15 protein-coding genes and 2 pseudogenes are annotated in these 17111 nt (G+C 35.3%); 4 read left to right on the forward strand and 13 right to left on the reverse strand.

Annotation, left to right across the window (positions count from 1 at the left end; genetic code table 11):
• Nucleotides 1-148: 148 nt before the first annotated feature.
• The 3 genes from srtD to AC3WLU_RS22250 form a co-directional block, all read right to left on the reverse strand.
• Nucleotides 149-799 carry a class D sortase, LPxTATN-specific gene (gene srtD, locus AC3WLU_RS22240; RefSeq protein WP_430190948.1) on the reverse strand — a complete coding sequence of 217 codons (651 nt, stop codon included), beginning with the start codon at nucleotides 797-799 and terminating at the stop codon, nucleotides 149-151.
• Between the two features lies 1 nt (nucleotide 800).
• Complete coding sequence (locus AC3WLU_RS22245) at nucleotides 801-2219, reverse strand: processed acidic surface protein (RefSeq protein ID WP_492597953.1); 1419 nt, start codon at nucleotides 2217-2219, stop codon at nucleotides 801-803.
• Between the two features lie 1073 nt (nucleotides 2220-3292).
• Complete coding sequence (locus AC3WLU_RS22250; protein ID WP_492597954.1) at nucleotides 3293-5668, reverse strand: M14 family zinc carboxypeptidase; 2376 nt, start codon at nucleotides 5666-5668, stop codon at nucleotides 3293-3295.
• A gap of 560 nt (nucleotides 5669-6228) precedes the next feature.
• Here AC3WLU_RS22250 and AC3WLU_RS22255 point away from each other — a divergent pair.
• Together AC3WLU_RS22255 and AC3WLU_RS22260 are read left to right on the forward strand one after the other, a co-directional pair.
• A complete protein-coding gene (locus tag AC3WLU_RS22255) occupies nucleotides 6229-6315 on the forward strand; it encodes a Fic family protein (protein ID WP_141242743.1) in 87 nt (28 codons plus the stop codon).
• A gap of 194 nt (nucleotides 6316-6509) precedes the next feature.
• Nucleotides 6510-6710: a hypothetical protein gene (locus tag AC3WLU_RS22260; RefSeq protein WP_057276234.1), complete on the forward strand. Its 201-nt coding sequence runs from the start codon at nucleotides 6510-6512 to the stop codon at nucleotides 6708-6710.
• A 392-nt stretch (nucleotides 6711-7102) separates the two neighbouring features.
• Here AC3WLU_RS22260 and AC3WLU_RS22265 read toward each other — a convergent pair whose 3' ends face one another.
• The 8 genes and pseudogenes from AC3WLU_RS22265 to AC3WLU_RS22300 all read right to left on the reverse strand — a co-directional run bounded on the left by AC3WLU_RS22265 (nucleotide 7103) and on the right by AC3WLU_RS22300 (nucleotide 14618).
• Complete coding sequence (locus tag AC3WLU_RS22265) at nucleotides 7103-7996, reverse strand: RHS repeat domain-containing protein (RefSeq protein WP_492597955.1); 894 nt, start codon at nucleotides 7994-7996, stop codon at nucleotides 7103-7105.
• A 270-nt stretch (nucleotides 7997-8266) separates the two neighbouring features.
• A pseudogene (locus tag AC3WLU_RS22270) lies at nucleotides 8267-8517 on the reverse strand (phosphocarrier protein HPr).
• 204 nt (nucleotides 8518-8721) lie between these two features.
• Nucleotides 8722-9360, reverse strand: coding sequence for a P-loop nucleotide/nucleoside kinase family protein (locus tag AC3WLU_RS22275; protein WP_492597956.1), 639 nt, complete (start codon nucleotides 9358-9360; stop codon nucleotides 8722-8724).
• 114 nt (nucleotides 9361-9474) lie between these two features.
• Nucleotides 9475-10341, reverse strand: a complete 867-nt coding sequence (locus AC3WLU_RS22280) for a class II fructose-bisphosphate aldolase (protein ID WP_057276237.1) — start codon at nucleotides 10339-10341, stop codon at nucleotides 9475-9477.
• 42 nt (nucleotides 10342-10383) lie between these two features.
• Nucleotides 10384-10782: a hypothetical protein gene (locus tag AC3WLU_RS22285; protein ID WP_057276238.1), complete on the reverse strand. Its 399-nt coding sequence runs from the start codon at nucleotides 10780-10782 to the stop codon at nucleotides 10384-10386.
• A gap of 30 nt (nucleotides 10783-10812) precedes the next feature.
• A complete protein-coding gene (locus AC3WLU_RS22290) occupies nucleotides 10813-12102 on the reverse strand; it encodes a PTS sugar transporter subunit IIC (protein WP_057276239.1) in 1290 nt (429 codons plus the stop codon).
• A gap of 37 nt (nucleotides 12103-12139) precedes the next feature.
• Nucleotides 12140-12448, reverse strand: a complete 309-nt coding sequence (locus AC3WLU_RS22295) for a PTS sugar transporter subunit IIB (RefSeq protein ID WP_057276240.1) — start codon at nucleotides 12446-12448, stop codon at nucleotides 12140-12142.
• Nucleotides 12449-12509: 61 nt separating this feature from the next.
• Nucleotides 12510-14618 (reverse strand): BglG family transcription antiterminator, encoded by a 2109-nt coding sequence (locus tag AC3WLU_RS22300; protein ID WP_492597957.1) that lies wholly within the window; start codon nucleotides 14616-14618, stop codon nucleotides 12510-12512.
• Nucleotides 14619-14899: 281 nt separating this feature from the next.
• Here AC3WLU_RS22300 and AC3WLU_RS22305 point away from each other — a divergent pair.
• A pseudogene (locus AC3WLU_RS22305) lies at nucleotides 14900-15283 on the forward strand (AAA family ATPase); the annotation flags it as partial.
• 225 nt (nucleotides 15284-15508) lie between these two features.
• A complete protein-coding gene (locus AC3WLU_RS22310; protein WP_492597958.1) occupies nucleotides 15509-15799 on the forward strand; it encodes a recombinase family protein in 291 nt (96 codons plus the stop codon).
• Nucleotides 15800-15959: 160 nt separating this feature from the next.
• On the opposite strand, the gene AC3WLU_RS22315 is transcribed toward AC3WLU_RS22310, so the two are convergent.
• Both AC3WLU_RS22315 and AC3WLU_RS22320 read right to left on the reverse strand, forming a co-directional pair.
• The gene (locus AC3WLU_RS22315) at nucleotides 15960-16157 is read right to left on the reverse strand and encodes an IDEAL domain-containing protein (protein WP_369316535.1); all 198 of its coding nucleotides are present in this window, start codon (nucleotides 16155-16157) and stop codon (nucleotides 15960-15962) included.
• A gap of 408 nt (nucleotides 16158-16565) precedes the next feature.
• Nucleotides 16566-16811 (reverse strand): ParB N-terminal domain-containing protein, encoded by a 246-nt coding sequence (locus tag AC3WLU_RS22320; protein ID WP_057276244.1) that lies wholly within the window; start codon nucleotides 16809-16811, stop codon nucleotides 16566-16568.
• Nucleotides 16812-17111: the final 300 nt, after the last annotated feature.

A 17111-nucleotide genomic window follows, 5' to 3' on the forward strand; every position in this document is an offset into this window, starting at 1 on the left:
ATGAAAAAACACCGTGAAAGGTGTTTTTTCTAATTGTATAAAAGTGGAGGAGAAGTGATATCATCTTCGCTTTTCTTTCTAAAAAGAAATAAAATCAAAAGCGTCCCAATAGGTTTCCTTATTGGGACGCTTTTTTTAGTACATTTGATTAACTTACTGTTTTTGAAGTTAAATACGCGACAAGGATATAGCGTTCAGGTGCTGACCCAATATAATCAAAAGGGTAACAGGTACTGACGGTTAGCGTTGCCCGTGGCTTTGGTACGATTACGGTTCGATCATCCTTATCCACAATTCGAACTTTGTTGACTTTGTATGTGAACTCTCCTGCCGATGTTCTTACTATCAACAAATCTCCTTCGCCCACTTGCCCGAGTTTACGGAATACGGTATCTCTATGACCGGAAAGTACAGAATTGTCATTTTCACCAGGTAACACACTTCCTGCAAAGTGACCAACGCCTTTTTCCAATTCATCCTCATTTGTGCCATGGAAAATAGGGAGTTTTGTTTTTAGTTTGGGTATATAAAGCTCCCCGATTTCTTCACCCGTTTTAGGGCGGACAGGATATAACTCTTTCTTTGTTGTGTCATTACTTGGTGTTTTATCAATTGTTGGTTTATCACTTGGTGGTTTCTGTACAGTTTCATTCACTTGGCTACTTGGAGCATGAGTCTTGTAAAGAAAGTAGCCTTTTGCAAACTTATACAGATTGGATGTGGAAAACCAAACCCCAAATAAAATGATGGCAATTGTACAAGAAAGCAGCAGTAACCGCTTTTTCTTTAATTTTTTCATATTAAGCTTTCCTGATTTTTCGATACATCAAGCTTCCGAACAAGACAAGAAATAGTCCTAAAAGGGCACTAGGCAAATAACCGGAAGCGGTATTTGGCAGTTTAGCACCTTTTACGGTTTGATGTTCTGAATTAGTATGGGCACTGATCTTTTGTTTTACTGGTTTAGCAACTGGTGCCTTTTCAATGGTCTTTTGTACCTCTTTAGCAGATTCCTTTATTTGTCCGCCTGCATTAGTAAGAGTATCAGAATCGACCATATCACCTGTTATTAACAGATCAGCCAAGAACTTCCCGTCAGTATTATATATTGATATTTTCAGGTTAGCACCCTTCAATTCTTCCAATTTCATTAAATCCAAAAGGGATACAGGTGATTCCGAGCCACTTTTCACAAGGGAATAGGAAACATTAAGCTTAAAGATGGAAAGTAATTCTTCATAGATTGAGGCCATTTCAGCTATCTGTTCAGCTGTAAGCTCGGTTGCTACATCAAATTCCTCGAAAGCCATCATGCGGTTGCCCAATTCTTCAAGTTGCTTGACTGTTTCCGGGTTGGAAAGATGGTCTTCCAAAGACATCAAGTGGTCTTCAAGCCGCTGTAGTTCCTCTTCCGTTAGACCGAGTTCCTGCTCGAAAATAGGAAGAAGCTCTTCGGCAACTTCGCCATCCATCTCGCCGCCAGTAAGGTTCCAAACAGTTTCTTCAAGATTATCTATGTATATATAATCGTTAATATTTTCACCATTTTCTTCCAACATTTGAAGCAAGGCTTGTTTATCCAATCCATAATTCTCATTAAAATAATCTAAGTTGCTTAGATCAGCCTTTATGACGTCACCCAGGAATTCGCTAAGCTCTTCGACAGATTCAAATTCTTCCGTGCTAAAATCATAGGGTTTCAATGACGCTTCGATATCTTCTAGTGTTACTTGGAAGCCTCTTTCCTTGCTAACCTTGGCTAAATAATTGACTAATTCTTTGTCAAAGTTCGGATCGCGTTCAAAATCGCCCTCTTCTGTCTCTTCTGTATAGAAATAAACAGTTTCATCGAGGTCCCAGATAAAGATATAATCGTCTATTTCTTCGCCATTTTCTTGTAATAGATTGATTAGGCTCTCATTAGTTAGATTATAATCTTCATAAATGGCATCTAAATTACTCAAATCAGCCTTAATAACTTCGCCCAAGGCTTCTTTTAGATCACCAATAGATTCAAAGTTCTCAATACTTTCATCGTAAAAAGAAAGAGATGTTTCAATATCATCCTTCGTCACTTCAAAACCCCTGACAAGGCTTACCTCTTTTAAATACTTTGTAAGTTCTTTCTCAAAATTCTTGCTTGGTGCCGCCGATGCTAAATGCGGGAATAAGCTAATTAACAACGTAAATGAAACTAAAATGGTCCACAGTTTTTTCATACTTTTCTCCTATTCATATCATTTCATATGTTTCTAGAAAATTATAAGGTAATAACAATAATTTAACAATGAAGTTATTTTTTCCAATAAGGAAAAATTGCTATATTACTTACTTTTCAAACAAACTTTTTAACAGCATATACCACTGTTTACGGTAATCAAGACGTATTTCTTCCTATTTATATATTGATTTCAAAAAGAGGGATTAAAAAACTCCCGCTACTGTGCCTCCAGATAAAAAAATTATTAATATTTTAGGGGAAACATAACTTAGCTCAAGCAAAATGAATATAAATTCACCACCGGGCTACATCAATTTCAAGTAAAGTTGTCAGTCTATAAGTATCAGACCTCATAGCCTATAAAGTTCGCTTAGACAAAGCGAAAAAAGACATAATCGACCCTGGAATGGGTCGAGTATGTCGGAAACAGCTATCCAGCTTAATACTTCTTCTTCTACAACTAGACAAAAAACTACAGGTTTTTTATCATTATTTAATCACCGGTATTAACTACTGATACTATACCGTTTCAGAGATTTAAAATGAGTGTTTATTTAATGAGGTCCCCGTATCATATCTAAGACTACTTAAATAAATAATGAATCAGGAAGTTAAGCAGTATTACCTGATCGATTATTATTATTTTATGTCCTTTATTGAATTCCTTTTACCTTGTTAAATAAAGAATATAGATATTTTACGCAAAGATAAATTGTTTACATCTCCCACTCCTTTGAAATTATCTAGGTGTACTCACCCGTACAAACCTCCTAGGGCCGATACGTCGTTTAAAACATAAAAGGAGAACGACAGCCCCCTTTGCAAGTTAATAATTTTGTTCGCTAATCATATCATTTATCTTCATCTATAATAATTCCTGGTTAGTTAATCCATATCCAGCTTGTGAATTATAAGAGTAGTCACCATTTTTAATCGGCTAAAAAACTACTTATTGTCCTTCAGGGTTTTTGAAACAGATGATTTAAAAGTAATGAGTTCAGAGCAAGCGTTCAGCATTTTTTAAATTACCAAAGCCGAATTCATTGCTGAATCCGGCTTTGGCTAATTCTACTATTTTTCGAAAATTGCATTAGATAGAAGACGGAACAAGTAATCCGGGTGGTCGCGGAAACCTGCTTCTAACCCAATAAGAGTTACATCTTTATTCTGTTCTTTTACGATTACGGCTTGGCCCTTGGCGGTTATGTTATTTTGCCAGTGACCAGCTACGAAGAAATTATCTGAATCTGCAAGGGTCGCGACAATTTCATCATTACCAGTATCCGTGAACCATGTTGGACGATAGACAAATCCGATATCATTTTCTCCATAACCTGCTGTTAAACCAGTTCCCTCATAATCGACTTTTACGATACCATTACTGTTGGAACCTCCTACATTAATGATGTCGTCTGTAAGACCGAGTGTTTTAGTTGCTCTAGATGCACCAGCACCTACAGCTATATATTTGCCCCCTTCATTTAAGAAGCTTGTCACATTGTCTTTAAATGCATTAAGTTGCCCGGCGTTCTGTAATCCAAATTCTTTATTAGCTTCGGAAAGGTTAGTAGAAATGAGACTTTCCGTTCCACTATAGACAAAAATATCAAAACCGTTAAGGGGATTTTTAGCCACTTCGACTGGCGTTACTTCTGTCACATCAAAACCTAGTCTTTTCAAAGCAAGCTTTGTTCCTGCGTGTGATTTCTGTTTACCCATACCTCCATCCTTTAATATAGCCACTTTTACAGACGTAATAGCCACTGCATCTGCTGGTACATCAGCAGTTCCAACCTGTAACCCAGATTCTTTCACCGCTGCTGATACCTGATTAGCTACTGTTTTTGCAAAGAAGTTACCTTGTGCATCACGTACAATAGGTATTCCTTGCTTAAGCAATCTATTTACTAAATTTACCGATTGGACAGAGCTGTTCGGAATCATAAACGGTCCTTTTCCTGAAACCTTTCCTTGACCTGTAATCTGGTTTACTTTCGTTGCATTGACTTTAATAGGATTTTGCGTGGCTACTGCCTCGAATCCCCAAAGCTCCGGTAAGCTCCATGCGGAAATGTCGTACATTGCTGGGGTATCGTTCGTGATGTCTTCCCCATCCCAGAGCATCGTGTTTGCTAATCCGGCTTTCGCCTGGTCCATCTCAACGAGATAAGTTCCTTTTGGATATAACACTCCATCCGCTTCAAATGCACTCACAGCTTGAACAACTTCAATATCATTATTGATCAAATGATTTACAGCCTTATTCGTAACAGTCGGATCCTTAGGGTCTAGTGGAAGTATGTAGGCTTTTGGAAATAACCCTTCCTTATGAAAAGGATGGTCAAAGTTAATTCCTCTTTTAAAAACTTCAATTTGATCAGTAATCATGGATTGCTTGTTGGCTGTTGCAAATTTCAGTGCTCCCATAATCGAATTATACATCCATCGTACGCCGTCCCAATCATTTGTTGGAGCTTCTAATGTATGACCGTAAGCACCATGATACATCGCATACATTGGTGTGAAAATTGGTGGGTAATCATCCCAGCCAGCGGAGTCATCGCGCAGCGGAATATAGGTACCTTTCATGTTTTGATACAAGGATCCTGAATAGTTCTCATGATCCTTCATTATTTCCGCTTCCATCGCTTCTGCCTGTTTATAGGCCCATTTTCCGTATAAGTCATACTCATAATTAGGATTATGCGGTGGCGTACAAGGCTCAATTAACCCCTGCAGATTTGGCTGATAATTCTTCACATAACCATGAGTATCAAGGAACACCATCGGGTTCCATTCTTTAATGAGCTCAACCATCTCTTTCGTTTCTGGCTGCGATTGGGTGATAAAGTCACGATTTATGTCAATTCCTTCGCCATTAAAGCGGGTGGCATCAATACGTCCATCAGGGTTTTGTACGACATTGAAAATAAGAATATTATTCTCTAAAACGTCTTTGGTTGTTGCATCATTTTGGGTAGCAAAACGTTCAATTAATTGAAGGATTGCATCGCTTCCGACAAATTCAGTCCCATGAATAGAACCATTAATCATGATTGGAACTTTAAAGTCAGGATTATTGGCAACCCATTCTTGAGCTTTGCCTGGATTCTTAAACATTTGCTTTCTAAGTGCCTTCACTTTTCCGAACTTTCCTTGTGTTGTTGGGTCGGCAATCGTGACAACATAGAGTGGGTTTCCATCAGCTGATGTTCCACGGACTTCAACTTTCACACGGTTTGAAAGTTTTTCAATCTCTTTTAATTTGGAACCAATTTGTGAAAATTTCACAAAGTCATAGTTTTCGCTATTAAACTTGCTTCCGTCCTGTTCCTCATATGTATTCACATTTGTCCATTGAGGTTTCTCAGCATGTCCAGAACTCCACGGTATTACTGTTAGTAAACTCACAGCCATCAGGCCGGATAATGCTTTTTTCTTTTTCATCCTAAAACCTCCAGTATGATTTTTTTGTATATATCCCACCAAGTCGTTCAAGGTTTATTTTATTGGGATTCGCTCGCCTATTGCAGCACTAGTTTCGGAAGGTCAAATTTATGTAGTGTTACTTGCTGGGGGACCTTATCAAATTTTATAAAGAATATTTTTAACGATGTGGTTTGTTCAACGTTATAAAATTAAACCGCTTTCAACAGGGTTTGTTCAGCCATTTAGCGAGTCATTTCGTGTTGTATTCAATTAAAATATGTATAAGTTAATTAACGCAATATCTAAACCCGCATTGGCTACTGTAGCTGATTAAATTCCTTTCTAGACTAATAAATTTCTCCTTTTCTGCTCCCTACTAATATTTTAAATTTACATGTTTAAGAGTATCGCCTCCTTATTAAGAAATAGTAACTACAAACTTAGATAACTGTTTTATAATATTATACACTTATTTTTGTGCAAATTAGGAATTTTCAGTTAATAATAATTGAATTTTTTATCCTTTTTTCATACATCAGAAACATAATATTATTTACAAATAATTTCCATGTGCTAAATTGATAAAACGTGGTCATTGTTTTAAAGATGGTAATAAACGAACTTCTTATTTAGCAGTATTCACCTTCTTAGATTTGAACGGCTAAGATTTAATCGTTCCGGATGAAGAAGTCTTTAGTTTTATCATGCTCATAGCAAACGATAAAACGAGGCCGCCATTTAAAGAAGCGGTATATTAGGTTGAAGCTCATATGCATAAACAAGAAGAATAGTCACTTCCGGTAACAATCGGAGGTGGCTATTTTTGTGTTCTCATTTAAATAGAAGAGGAGTTTTCCAAATGAATTACAAAATGATACTTATGTTATCCGCTGATACTCCGGAGCAGTCACGCTCAACCGATGTAGACAAAGTTATGCTAGCAACTTATGAACAATATTGTTTCCAAGGTTCTAAAGATTATATATTGTCACATAGATTACAGGAACGTAGTCGTGAAATAGATTCTTTCCCTTTCCCTCTACTGATAATAAAAACGTAAAACCCCATTGCTTTCACAAAAGAATTATACGGTTTCCAATTATAAACTTTAACAAATTTACTTTTTCTATTAGTTAAGACCTAGACCTAAACATTTATCTATAATTTTTAGTAATAAATATAAAACAACTGATTATAACTAAAGTTCAATCAACTTGATTTCTCATACTATAAAAAACACAATAAATGATAGTCAGTATGAAAAGAATATAAGAAGAAATCATCTTTAACAATTTAGGTATGAAGTCTAGAATATCTGTAAGGGAAAAAACTATTAAACACACCACTGGTAATAAGCATATTAACCATATATATTCTTTATTTCTAATTGTTTTAACCATAGTTATTATTATAAATACTGCACCAATCACTATATTAGACAATTAAACCACCTTATCGCTTTCTTTTTTTATAACTTTTAGCTCCTTTATAGTAAGCACGACCATATGTATAAATATCGCCAACCCAGGCGGCAGGTCCTAGGATTCCTCTTCTTGCTACTTTGAAAGCTAATCTACTTGGCTTACTCTTCTTCAATACCCTACCTCTGGCTTTCTTTACAGACTTTTTATTCTTCCTGTAAGCGTTAGTCGCCTCATATGCGCCACCAGAAGCTCTTTCAACAAACTCACTATAACCATCACTCGTATATGATTTTTTTAATGCTTTTATTCCTTTTTTATGGGCGTACATGTGTCTTTTATTTCCAGTTAAAACTAATGTCATCCCATATGCCCTTTCCCCATCAGGATCAACCAACATAACTGGATTATTATCTGCGTAAGAATAACTATTTTGAGTAATTGGATTCTCTTTTTCTCCCAGTTGGGGGTCTAATGTTAAAAACCTTCCAATTTCAGAATTATAATAAAGCTTCGTTTCAGAATCATATCGATATCCTGCATAACGGAATGGTACCTGTGAGGTAAAATTACCGGATTCCTTTAGCTGGTTGCCCCATGCATCGTATTCAAAACATGCCACTACTGTTCCTGCAGCATCTGTTACTGAAGTAATATCTCCATGTGCATTTGCATGGAATGTATAGGTTTTTCCGGACTTCGTCATCGTTAGTGGACGGTTCCGGTTGTCGTAAACATATGATGCAAGAACTGCTCCACTTTGATCTGTTTCGAGTACAACATCGGCATTCTCATCATACGTATAATTAACAGTTGTAGATCCTGTTGTTTTGCTAATGCGTAGTCCTTCTGAATTATACTGATATTTGGCAACCGTAGTCGTTCCTTCTTTGACCTCTACTAACCGGTCTTCCGCATCATACACTAATATCCGCTTTCCATCATTGGTTAAATTCCCATTTTTATCATGTGTAATGGTCTTCCGGTTAATAGAGGAAAGCTGATTCACTGCATCATACGTATAAGAATTTGTATCCGGGTGCCACTTTGTATCGCTCAATTAAATAAGAGCAAACCCATTTACGATTTGCTCCAGAGAAATATTTTTATTAAAGGAATGCCTTTGATTTAGCTAAATTTATTATTCGCATTTTCCATTCAGGGGAGAATTAGATTATCGAATTTGAAACTGATTTTATACACCTAGGCCTTCTGTTTTCATCATTTCATCAATATTAGACAGCGCTTCTTCTGCATCATCGCCTTGAACAATTATTTAATTGTTTCTCCCTGCGGGATTCCTAGCGAGATTACACCCAAAATTGATTTTAAGTCTACCTGTTTTCCTTTATACTCAAGGATCACATCTGAAGAAAATGGCTTAACCATATTAACTAATAAGGTCGCAGGTCTTGCATGAATTCCAGAATCGCTAATTATGAATATATTTTTTCAACCATTTTTATTCCTCCATCTTTAAAAAACTCTTTTATTTTATAATTGAAGAAATTCGATAATTCTCTTACTTTGTCAGGACATTCTCTACAGTAAAATCGTATCCTTCAAGCCCTTAAATTCTGCACCAAGGGGTTATATGCTCAAAGAGATGAATAATATTAATGAGATTAAAAATCCCCTAAGTTTTGGATTTTAAAATTCTTTGCTAGTTCCAGAAATGTACACTTTAATGTACCCCAGTCTTATATCTTCCAACAACATAGAATAATTCACTTTTGTAAAATCTGATACATCCACTTCATATAAAGTTCCTAATTTAAACGTGTCATATCCTCTCGTTGTACATCTTTTTATAAATTCCTCATAGTTCAATAAGTTATCTGCAATACTTCTATCAGCTAACTGATCCCCTTTTTTGTAGGAAGTTACGATATGACTCAAATGCCTTGTCGGATCCAAATCTCGCTTTTTTTGTCGTTCAAACAATACATCTAAATCTGCAATTAACCGAATAGTAACAACCTCATAACTATATCTTTCTACTAATTGCTGAATATGAGGCTTTTGTTTTTGACTAAAAGGATAATCAGACATAATATTGCTACCTACTTGCATTTGCTGTTCCATTATTTCAAAGTACTTCGCCCATGCTAACTTTTCTATCTTCTGCTTTTCTTCTAGATTACGATAACCATACATATCACAATAATATTCTTTCAAGTCATCCTGAGAAAGATTATAAAATGACCCTAATTTACTATTGAGGATATTACTTAAGTAGGTTTTTCCTGTTCCAGGTAAACCTGCTAATAAGATTAAGACTTTATCCATCTTACCACCTCATATCTAACGAATAAAGAAAGAGTACAAGGAATTCCTAGTACTCTCTTTATTAGCCACATCTTCTCCAACCCTTATGAAAAGACTAATGAACTTTTTATGTCATTATTTTACTTGGAGGGTTCGGTCTTCTTTATTCATGAAGATTCCAATTTTATGTTTGACAATTTCTTTTACTGCCTGATTACATGGAATAATATTATGTCGTAATGATTTCGTTACTTTTGTTTCTCCGAATGTTTCTTTCGCTGTTTTCGTCCATGTTACTAACAACTCAGTACCTACATTAAATTTACGAATCCCGTTATTAATTAATTCATGTACATCCATTTCATTAACACCTGTACCCCCATGAATAACTAAAGGTACATCTACTACAGCGTTGATTTCTTTTAATAGTGGTAGATTTACTTCTGTTTTAGATTTATATTGACCATGATTAGTACCAATGGCAATGGCCAAAGCATCTACCCCTGTTGCTTTAACAAACTCTTCTGCATCTTTTGGGTCAGTATAAACCTTATCATTCTCATCTACATGAATCCCTTCTTCAGTACCGCCAATAGTCCCTAGTTCGCCCTCTACTGAAACACCATATTTGTGTGCATATTCTACTACTGCTCTTGTTTTCATAATGTTCTCTTTGAATGGTAAATGAGAACCATCAAACATCACTGATGTATATCCTTTATGGATTGCCTCTTTAATATCATCAAAATCCCTTGCATGGTCTAAATGCAATACCACATCTACCATTTCATTTGTGGCCATCGTTTTACATACAGCAACAATATTTTCATGACCAATGTATTTCGCAGTATCTATACTTGTTTGAATAATAATTGGTGCTCCTTGCTCTTTTGCTGCACGGATCATATCAGGTAACATCTCTAAATTATGTGCATTAAATGAACCAACTGTATAATTCAATTCTTCAGCCCTACGTGTTACTTCTTTTAATGTTGTATACATGATCAATTACTCTCCCTTTATACTAATCTTTTATTTTCTTCCTTATCGAACACCACGAGTAACCTCTTTAGAAACTTGCATCATTTGATCCATTTTCTTTAGATATATCTGTAATAATTCTTCATTATTCACTTTTGCTGCTTCTGCACGCTTCTTGTTATAAAGTTTTAATAAAGTTTTGTAACCATTACCTAATGACTTTTTTGCCTGAATACTTTTTTCTAAAGAATCAATAGCATGATCTTCTTCACCAAGTTCATTAAATGCTAAGCCAATCTCCTCATAAATTTTTGCTTGTTTTTCTCCAGCTACTTGATTTACTTCTTCTTTTTTAAAGGAAATGGTACGTAATAACTCTTCTTTTCGTTCAACTGTTAACAATACCTCTTCGGTTGTTTCTTTTTTCGGTTCTTTAGGTTTTTTCTTTCCAAATCCAAACATTACTTGTGCCTCCTTTTCTCTACCTACATCCTAGAAAGCTTTTAAAAGTGGACCAATGAGCCATGCATATAGCAAAGCAGCTGTTACTGTATCAACATCTGTTGCTGTTGCATTGACAAACCCCATAGAATTGAATGTTGTTACTAATAGTGCTGGTAATAATGTAATGAAGAAACCATGTACAACACCACCAATAATTGCTCCACGAATACCACCTGTTAAGTTACCAAATATACCGGCGGTACCCCCCGCGAAGAAAGCTGTAAGCATACCTGGTAAGATCATCGCCAACCCGAAGACAGGTAATACAAACATTGCAATAATCGAACCTATAGTAGTTGTGATAAACCCTACAATGACTGCATTAGGGCTAAATGGAAATAGGACTGGACAATCTAATGCAGGAATTGCATTTGGGACCAACCGCATGGCAATCCCTCTAAATGCCGGAACAATTTCACCTAGTAATAAGCGAACTCCTGCTAATAATACATACACTCCAACTACGAATTGGATAGATTGTAAGAACGCAAACATTAAATAATTGGTATCTCCTGATAATGTAGAAGCGAACTTTTCACCTGCAAACGCTGCTGTAATAATATAAAGAGGAGTCATTACCACCATCAAAGATAGATAGGTATCTTGTAAGAATTCAAATTGAGCTGGTAATTTCAAATCTTCAACAGATTTTTTCTTTTCGCCTTTTCCCCCAACTAGTTTCGCTACACCTGCTTCAAACACATACCCAACCGTACAAAAGTGTCCTAAAGCAATATCATCCATACCAGTAATCTTACGAACAAATGGTTGTGCAATCGCGGGCATAGCTACCGCAAATACGGCCCCAATGAAACCGCCTACTAAAATCAATGCAACACCACGTAAACCTGCAAAGTAACCAAATACTGTTGTCATAGTAGCCATCCAAAGAATTGCCTGACCAGTTAAAAAGATGTATTTCCATTTAGTGAACCGTGCAATGATAATATTAAAAACAAAGATAGCTAAGAAAGTTAGTGCGATATCACGACCCAATCCTAACTCATTCATTGCTTGGCCATTAATAGCTTCAATCGAAGGAATAATCCCTTGCATATGGAAACCTTCTGTAAAAATATGACCGAAATAGACTAAACTACCAACAATAATGCTAGAACCTGCGGACAATACCATAAACCCTAACATCGTCTTTAAAGAACCAGAAATAACTTGCCCTGTTGATTTCTTTTGCAAAATTAACCCCAACATAGCAATCAACGCGATTGTGACAGATGCCTGTGTCAAAATATTTTCGATAATAAAGTTAACTACACTCATTTTTTCCCACCCCATCTCTAGCTATCTCTATTTATTTTTAAGCTAAAACGCCTTTTTCCCTTAATACCGGGGTAATTTTTTCTTCAATCTCTGCCTTAGATACAATATTTCTCAAATAAACAATTGTCGTTTGTTTAGGATCAACTGAAAATTTCTCGAATTGGGATTTGAAATTCTGTGCCGTAATAATAATATCGGGTTTTACTGAAACAGCAGACGAGATATCACTATGATCTAGCTTGGCGTTGACACCTAACTTGCTTAATACATCCTCTGCCGACATTTGACAAGCAAAACTGCTTCCTAAACCTGCTCCACATACAAATAAGATATTTACTTTTTTCATTTTGCCCTCTCCTCATTTTTCAATTTTGGGGTTATATACTTATCAATTGCTTTTAAAACTGTTACTTCCTCACTTCACTACCATATAAAACTTGATTAAACATGTTTACATCTTGTGCTGTAATTAACAGGTCTAATTTCTCTTCATCATTAATTAACTCAATCAGATTTTTCATCACATTCAGATGCGAATAAGAATCCACTGCGGCTAGACAAAAAACAATTTTCACCGGATCATTATCCGGATTTCCAAAATTAATTGGTTCCTTTAACGTCATGACACTAATGCCTAATTTGTTTACTCCATCTTCCGGCCTTGCGTGTGCTAATGCTAAATGCTTCCCTACTACTATATAAGGCCCATACTCTTCAACAGATTTAATCATGGCGTTTATATATCGTTCTTCAATGACCTCTTCTGTTAACAATACCTGGGCAGATTTCGTAATTGCCTCTTTCCAATCTTTACATTCTTGCTTTAGTAGGATGTTGGAATCCCTCAAAATATCCTGCAACATCGGCTGTATCTCCCTTGTATTAATTTTTAAATGATGTTCTTTAAAAGTATCTTCTACTTTGTGATAGCTTTCCTTTGTTACCTTACCGCCGCTTTCTACAATTAACATCAGAATATCCTGCATTAGCTGTGTAGCATCTAACTTATTGGAAACGATCCTTCTCTTATTCTTATTTTTGAGTAAAAAAACTTTAATTTCCTTCTTGTCACTTTCTCTTAATATTGGATTAAGCAATAATACAGGTTTTCTTGGATAATCAATTGAAATGGTCGTAAAAACTAAATCAACATCCAGCTTGTCAATAAAGGCTAATTCATACGAACTCAATATTGCAACAATCTCGATATTGAAATGCTCTTTCAAATTCGCAGCCAACAGCTTTCCAGTTGAAACCCCATGATTACAAAGCACAACTGCCTGATAAACATATTGTTCTTTCTGCTTAATCTGGCTGGCAGACGTTGAAAAATAAACGGTCAAAAACCCGATCTCATCTTCTGATAATTTTTTTTTGATGTAGTCCTCTATTTGCTTACTAAAGCAAGTGACTGCCTGATAAATCTCGGCATAGGACTCTTTAATAGTGTCTTTCAAAGGATTAAATACCTGTAAATCGTTCTTCACCCTGCTTAATAACCCTGTGATATGCCTATACAAACCTTCATACAAATCTTCTTCTCTCTGAGAAAAGGGGATTCTGGTTACTTTTTCTACATGCTCAATTAATTGAATAGTTAATAATTGTGCGGTAACCCAATCGAATGAATTATTCATATCTTTTGGATTAAACGATTCGATTGAAAAAGTAGTATATTTAATTTCATTTAATGATGGATATAAACCAAACTCCATACAGATGGAATCGACAAAATTTCTGACAGGATCTTCTTTTATTTCGGCTCTAACTTTGGCTAATTCCCTAAGGGTATTTCCTTCTTGCAACCGCCTTACCCATATACCTAAAAAAAGAATGCTTTGATTCCGGTATACATGATTAATCTCCACTCTGGACTTTTCAAAGACTTCGTCATAATGTTCTCCAATGACCCTTAATGCATTTGTATCCAAATAATCAAGAACAAATTGATCTGTAAAAGTATTTACTGTATCTATATCTCGGTACTCCATTAGTTTAGCAATATCTGTCATACTGTTAATCACATCGTATAACATAGTGCGTATTGAGCGTTCATCGCCTTTTAATACAATACCTTGCTTCGTTAAACTCACTACAGAAATCCCATATTCCTTTAAAAACTGACGAAGTCTTCTCATATCCTCATCCAATGTACTTTTCGATACCTGCAGTTTTTCTTCCATTTTAAAGAGCATTGTCGTTCTTGTGGTATCGGCAATATCTAAAAGTAAGGCAAGAAAACGTTCATTGGGCCGATAATAATCTGTTTCTCTGTCATTACCAATTTTGGACAGGAGCTTTTCGCGATCCACATCAGTTAGGTCTAACTTCAACCCTTTTCCTCTTGTCGTCGTAATTGATGGATAATTATTTTCTGCCAGATATTTATTAATCAGGACCAATTCGTTTCGAAAAGTACGCTCGCTAATATTGAACTCTTTACTTAAATCCTCACAAGTCAAAAAGGTATTTACTGTCAAAAACCTGGTAAGTACTCGTTGAGTCCGTTCTTTCATGATAGTAACTCCTTTCATAGTTTCATTATAATTCGCAATATTCGAATAGTTTAGTACATCTTATTGCAACTTCAATTTGCAAAAATGTAAGCGTTAACACTTTTTATTCAAACTATAAATCAAATATCCATCGAAAAAAGATGTATCTCTTATAGGGGTACAGACACATACCCATCAAGCTAACACCAATGAGTACTTAAAGTAGAGCCATTTTTACAAAACAATCGTTCATACCACTAAAGAAAGATCTGCCAAATAAGCCTTCGATAGGTCATTTTGCTTTTGAAGGGATTCACTTAATTATAGTGGATGAAATCGATCGACTGATACTGCAACACTTAGAGCAACTTCGTGACATCAATGATCAACATGACTTAGCTATGATATTCATCGGGATGCCAGGGATTGAAAAAAATATCCCCAGCATTACTCCCGCATTGGTTTTGCTTTTGAATTTCAGAAACTCATTAAGGACGAGATGCACCATATTTTAGAATATAAATGGGGTGAATTAGGTATCTCCATTAAACGAGAGGGCTTTTCCGATTACGAGGCGCTCACAACCATCATGAAAGTCATAAACGATAACTTTACCGTCTATTTCTCAAATTGAACATATCCTCGAAATCAATCACCTTACATCCATTACCACCGAAGTAGTATAGGCTGCACGAAATAGCTTAGTGATTGGACATAATTAATGAAGAACCCCAGCTAAACTTCTCATATGAAGGTAGCTGGGGTTAAAAGTTGGATGTGCAAATTATCACTTAAAACACGCGCACAAAAGTTACATATTCCTCTTTTTGTTCTTGTTTATGTCTAAAAGATAGTCTGTAATTAAAAGTATAGAAGATATATAACTTTAGGTAAAAAAAGGGTATGAGCAAATGAAAGTTGGATATGCAAGGGTATCGACAGTTGGACAGTCGCTTGAAAGCCAAATTGAACAATTAATAGAATATGATTGCGAAATAATATATATGGAAAAAGAAAGTGGAAAGAAAACAGATCACCAGGATTTAGACAATGCAAGAAAAGCATTAAGAAAAGGTGATAAATTAGTCGTTACTAAAATTGACCGCTTGGCCCGTTCTGTTAGGGACCTTCATAATATTGCTATTGAATTGGAAGCTGAAGGAGAAGGCAATAAAAAACGTCCTTTTCAAATCGAACAGTGATGTGTTCAATAAAGGACGAGTTTTGGAACAAATAATAACTTATTTATAATATCAAGCTTAATCGATAAAAATCATAAACGCCAATCCATAGATATGGGTTGGCGTTTTGGCGTACTTCTTAAAGTTACAAATATGTTAAGTTCATTTTATAAACAACATATTAAGAAATGTTTTTCAATTCCTCTGTTAATCGTAGGAATTCTTCTTTGTTATAATCCTGTAATGACTGGTCAATCTCTTTTCGGATTTGCTCTTTTCGGAAATTAAGAAGGGCTTTGTTTAACACCATTTCAGCAAATTCAGAATCCTTAACGTTTATTTCAGGTTGTGGTGGTGTATTAGCCAAATTCTTTTCCATAGGAAACCAACTCCTTGACCTTTTTTCTATTATACCACTAGTTTTCAGAATATTCAAATATATTTCTAAGTAGTTCCAATAATATATCTATTAGACAGATAATTGTTTTATATGTTTTCAATAACAAAACTAATTATATATTACATAAGTACTTCCTTAAATAATCTTATTTCTCTAATTTGAATCGAATAGGTAATTATAAATCTAAAGTTAGTTAATTTATTTGTAGAGCATTTCTCAGCATTAAATTTTAAAAAGTAGTGTTTTTGACTTTAAAAACTATGTTTTACTTTCAGGTAGGTTTACGTTTAGCTGTTCAGTGATTGCTGGATGGTTCTGGTTTAAACTAAACGAACTTATAGGACCACCTATTTTCTTCTATTTTTCTATTTTTGATTATGTAAAAGCTTATTTTTCATAAATAACGGGGACTAATTCCATCCCCACCTTTTGGGCTGCAATATAGCGTCTGTAACCGTCCCTAAGGATCTTTGTATCCCTATTTATCATAATGGGTTCATCTAAGCAGCCTGTCCGTTTAGCATGATTTAAAACTTGTAGTGTTTTTTCAACACTCGGATTGGAATTTAAAAACTCTTCCGTTACAACAATCTGATTTAGTAAAATAAACTCTTCTGTTTCATCTGGTTTCATTTTTATTTTCCCCCTATCTGAAGTCTAATTATATTCTTTATTCACCTATTATAAGACCGATTTAATCAGCTATTGTCACTTTTCTCATCCTAAGGCCACCATTTGGCAACCTTCTTATGGCGCTAACGCACCCTTTAGTGTAAGTACATTTGTTCACATGTTAGTTCAAATAGAGGATAAATTAAAAAAGAGCAGATAATTTTTAGGTATCTGGTATTATCCTCTTCAGGTAGACAGAGAAAAAAGAGAACATGATAAAATGTTCTTAACTGTCAATCTGGAGGGGATTTTTTGTATGGC

It is taken from the genome of Peribacillus sp. FW305-BF15 (assembly GCF_058783805.1).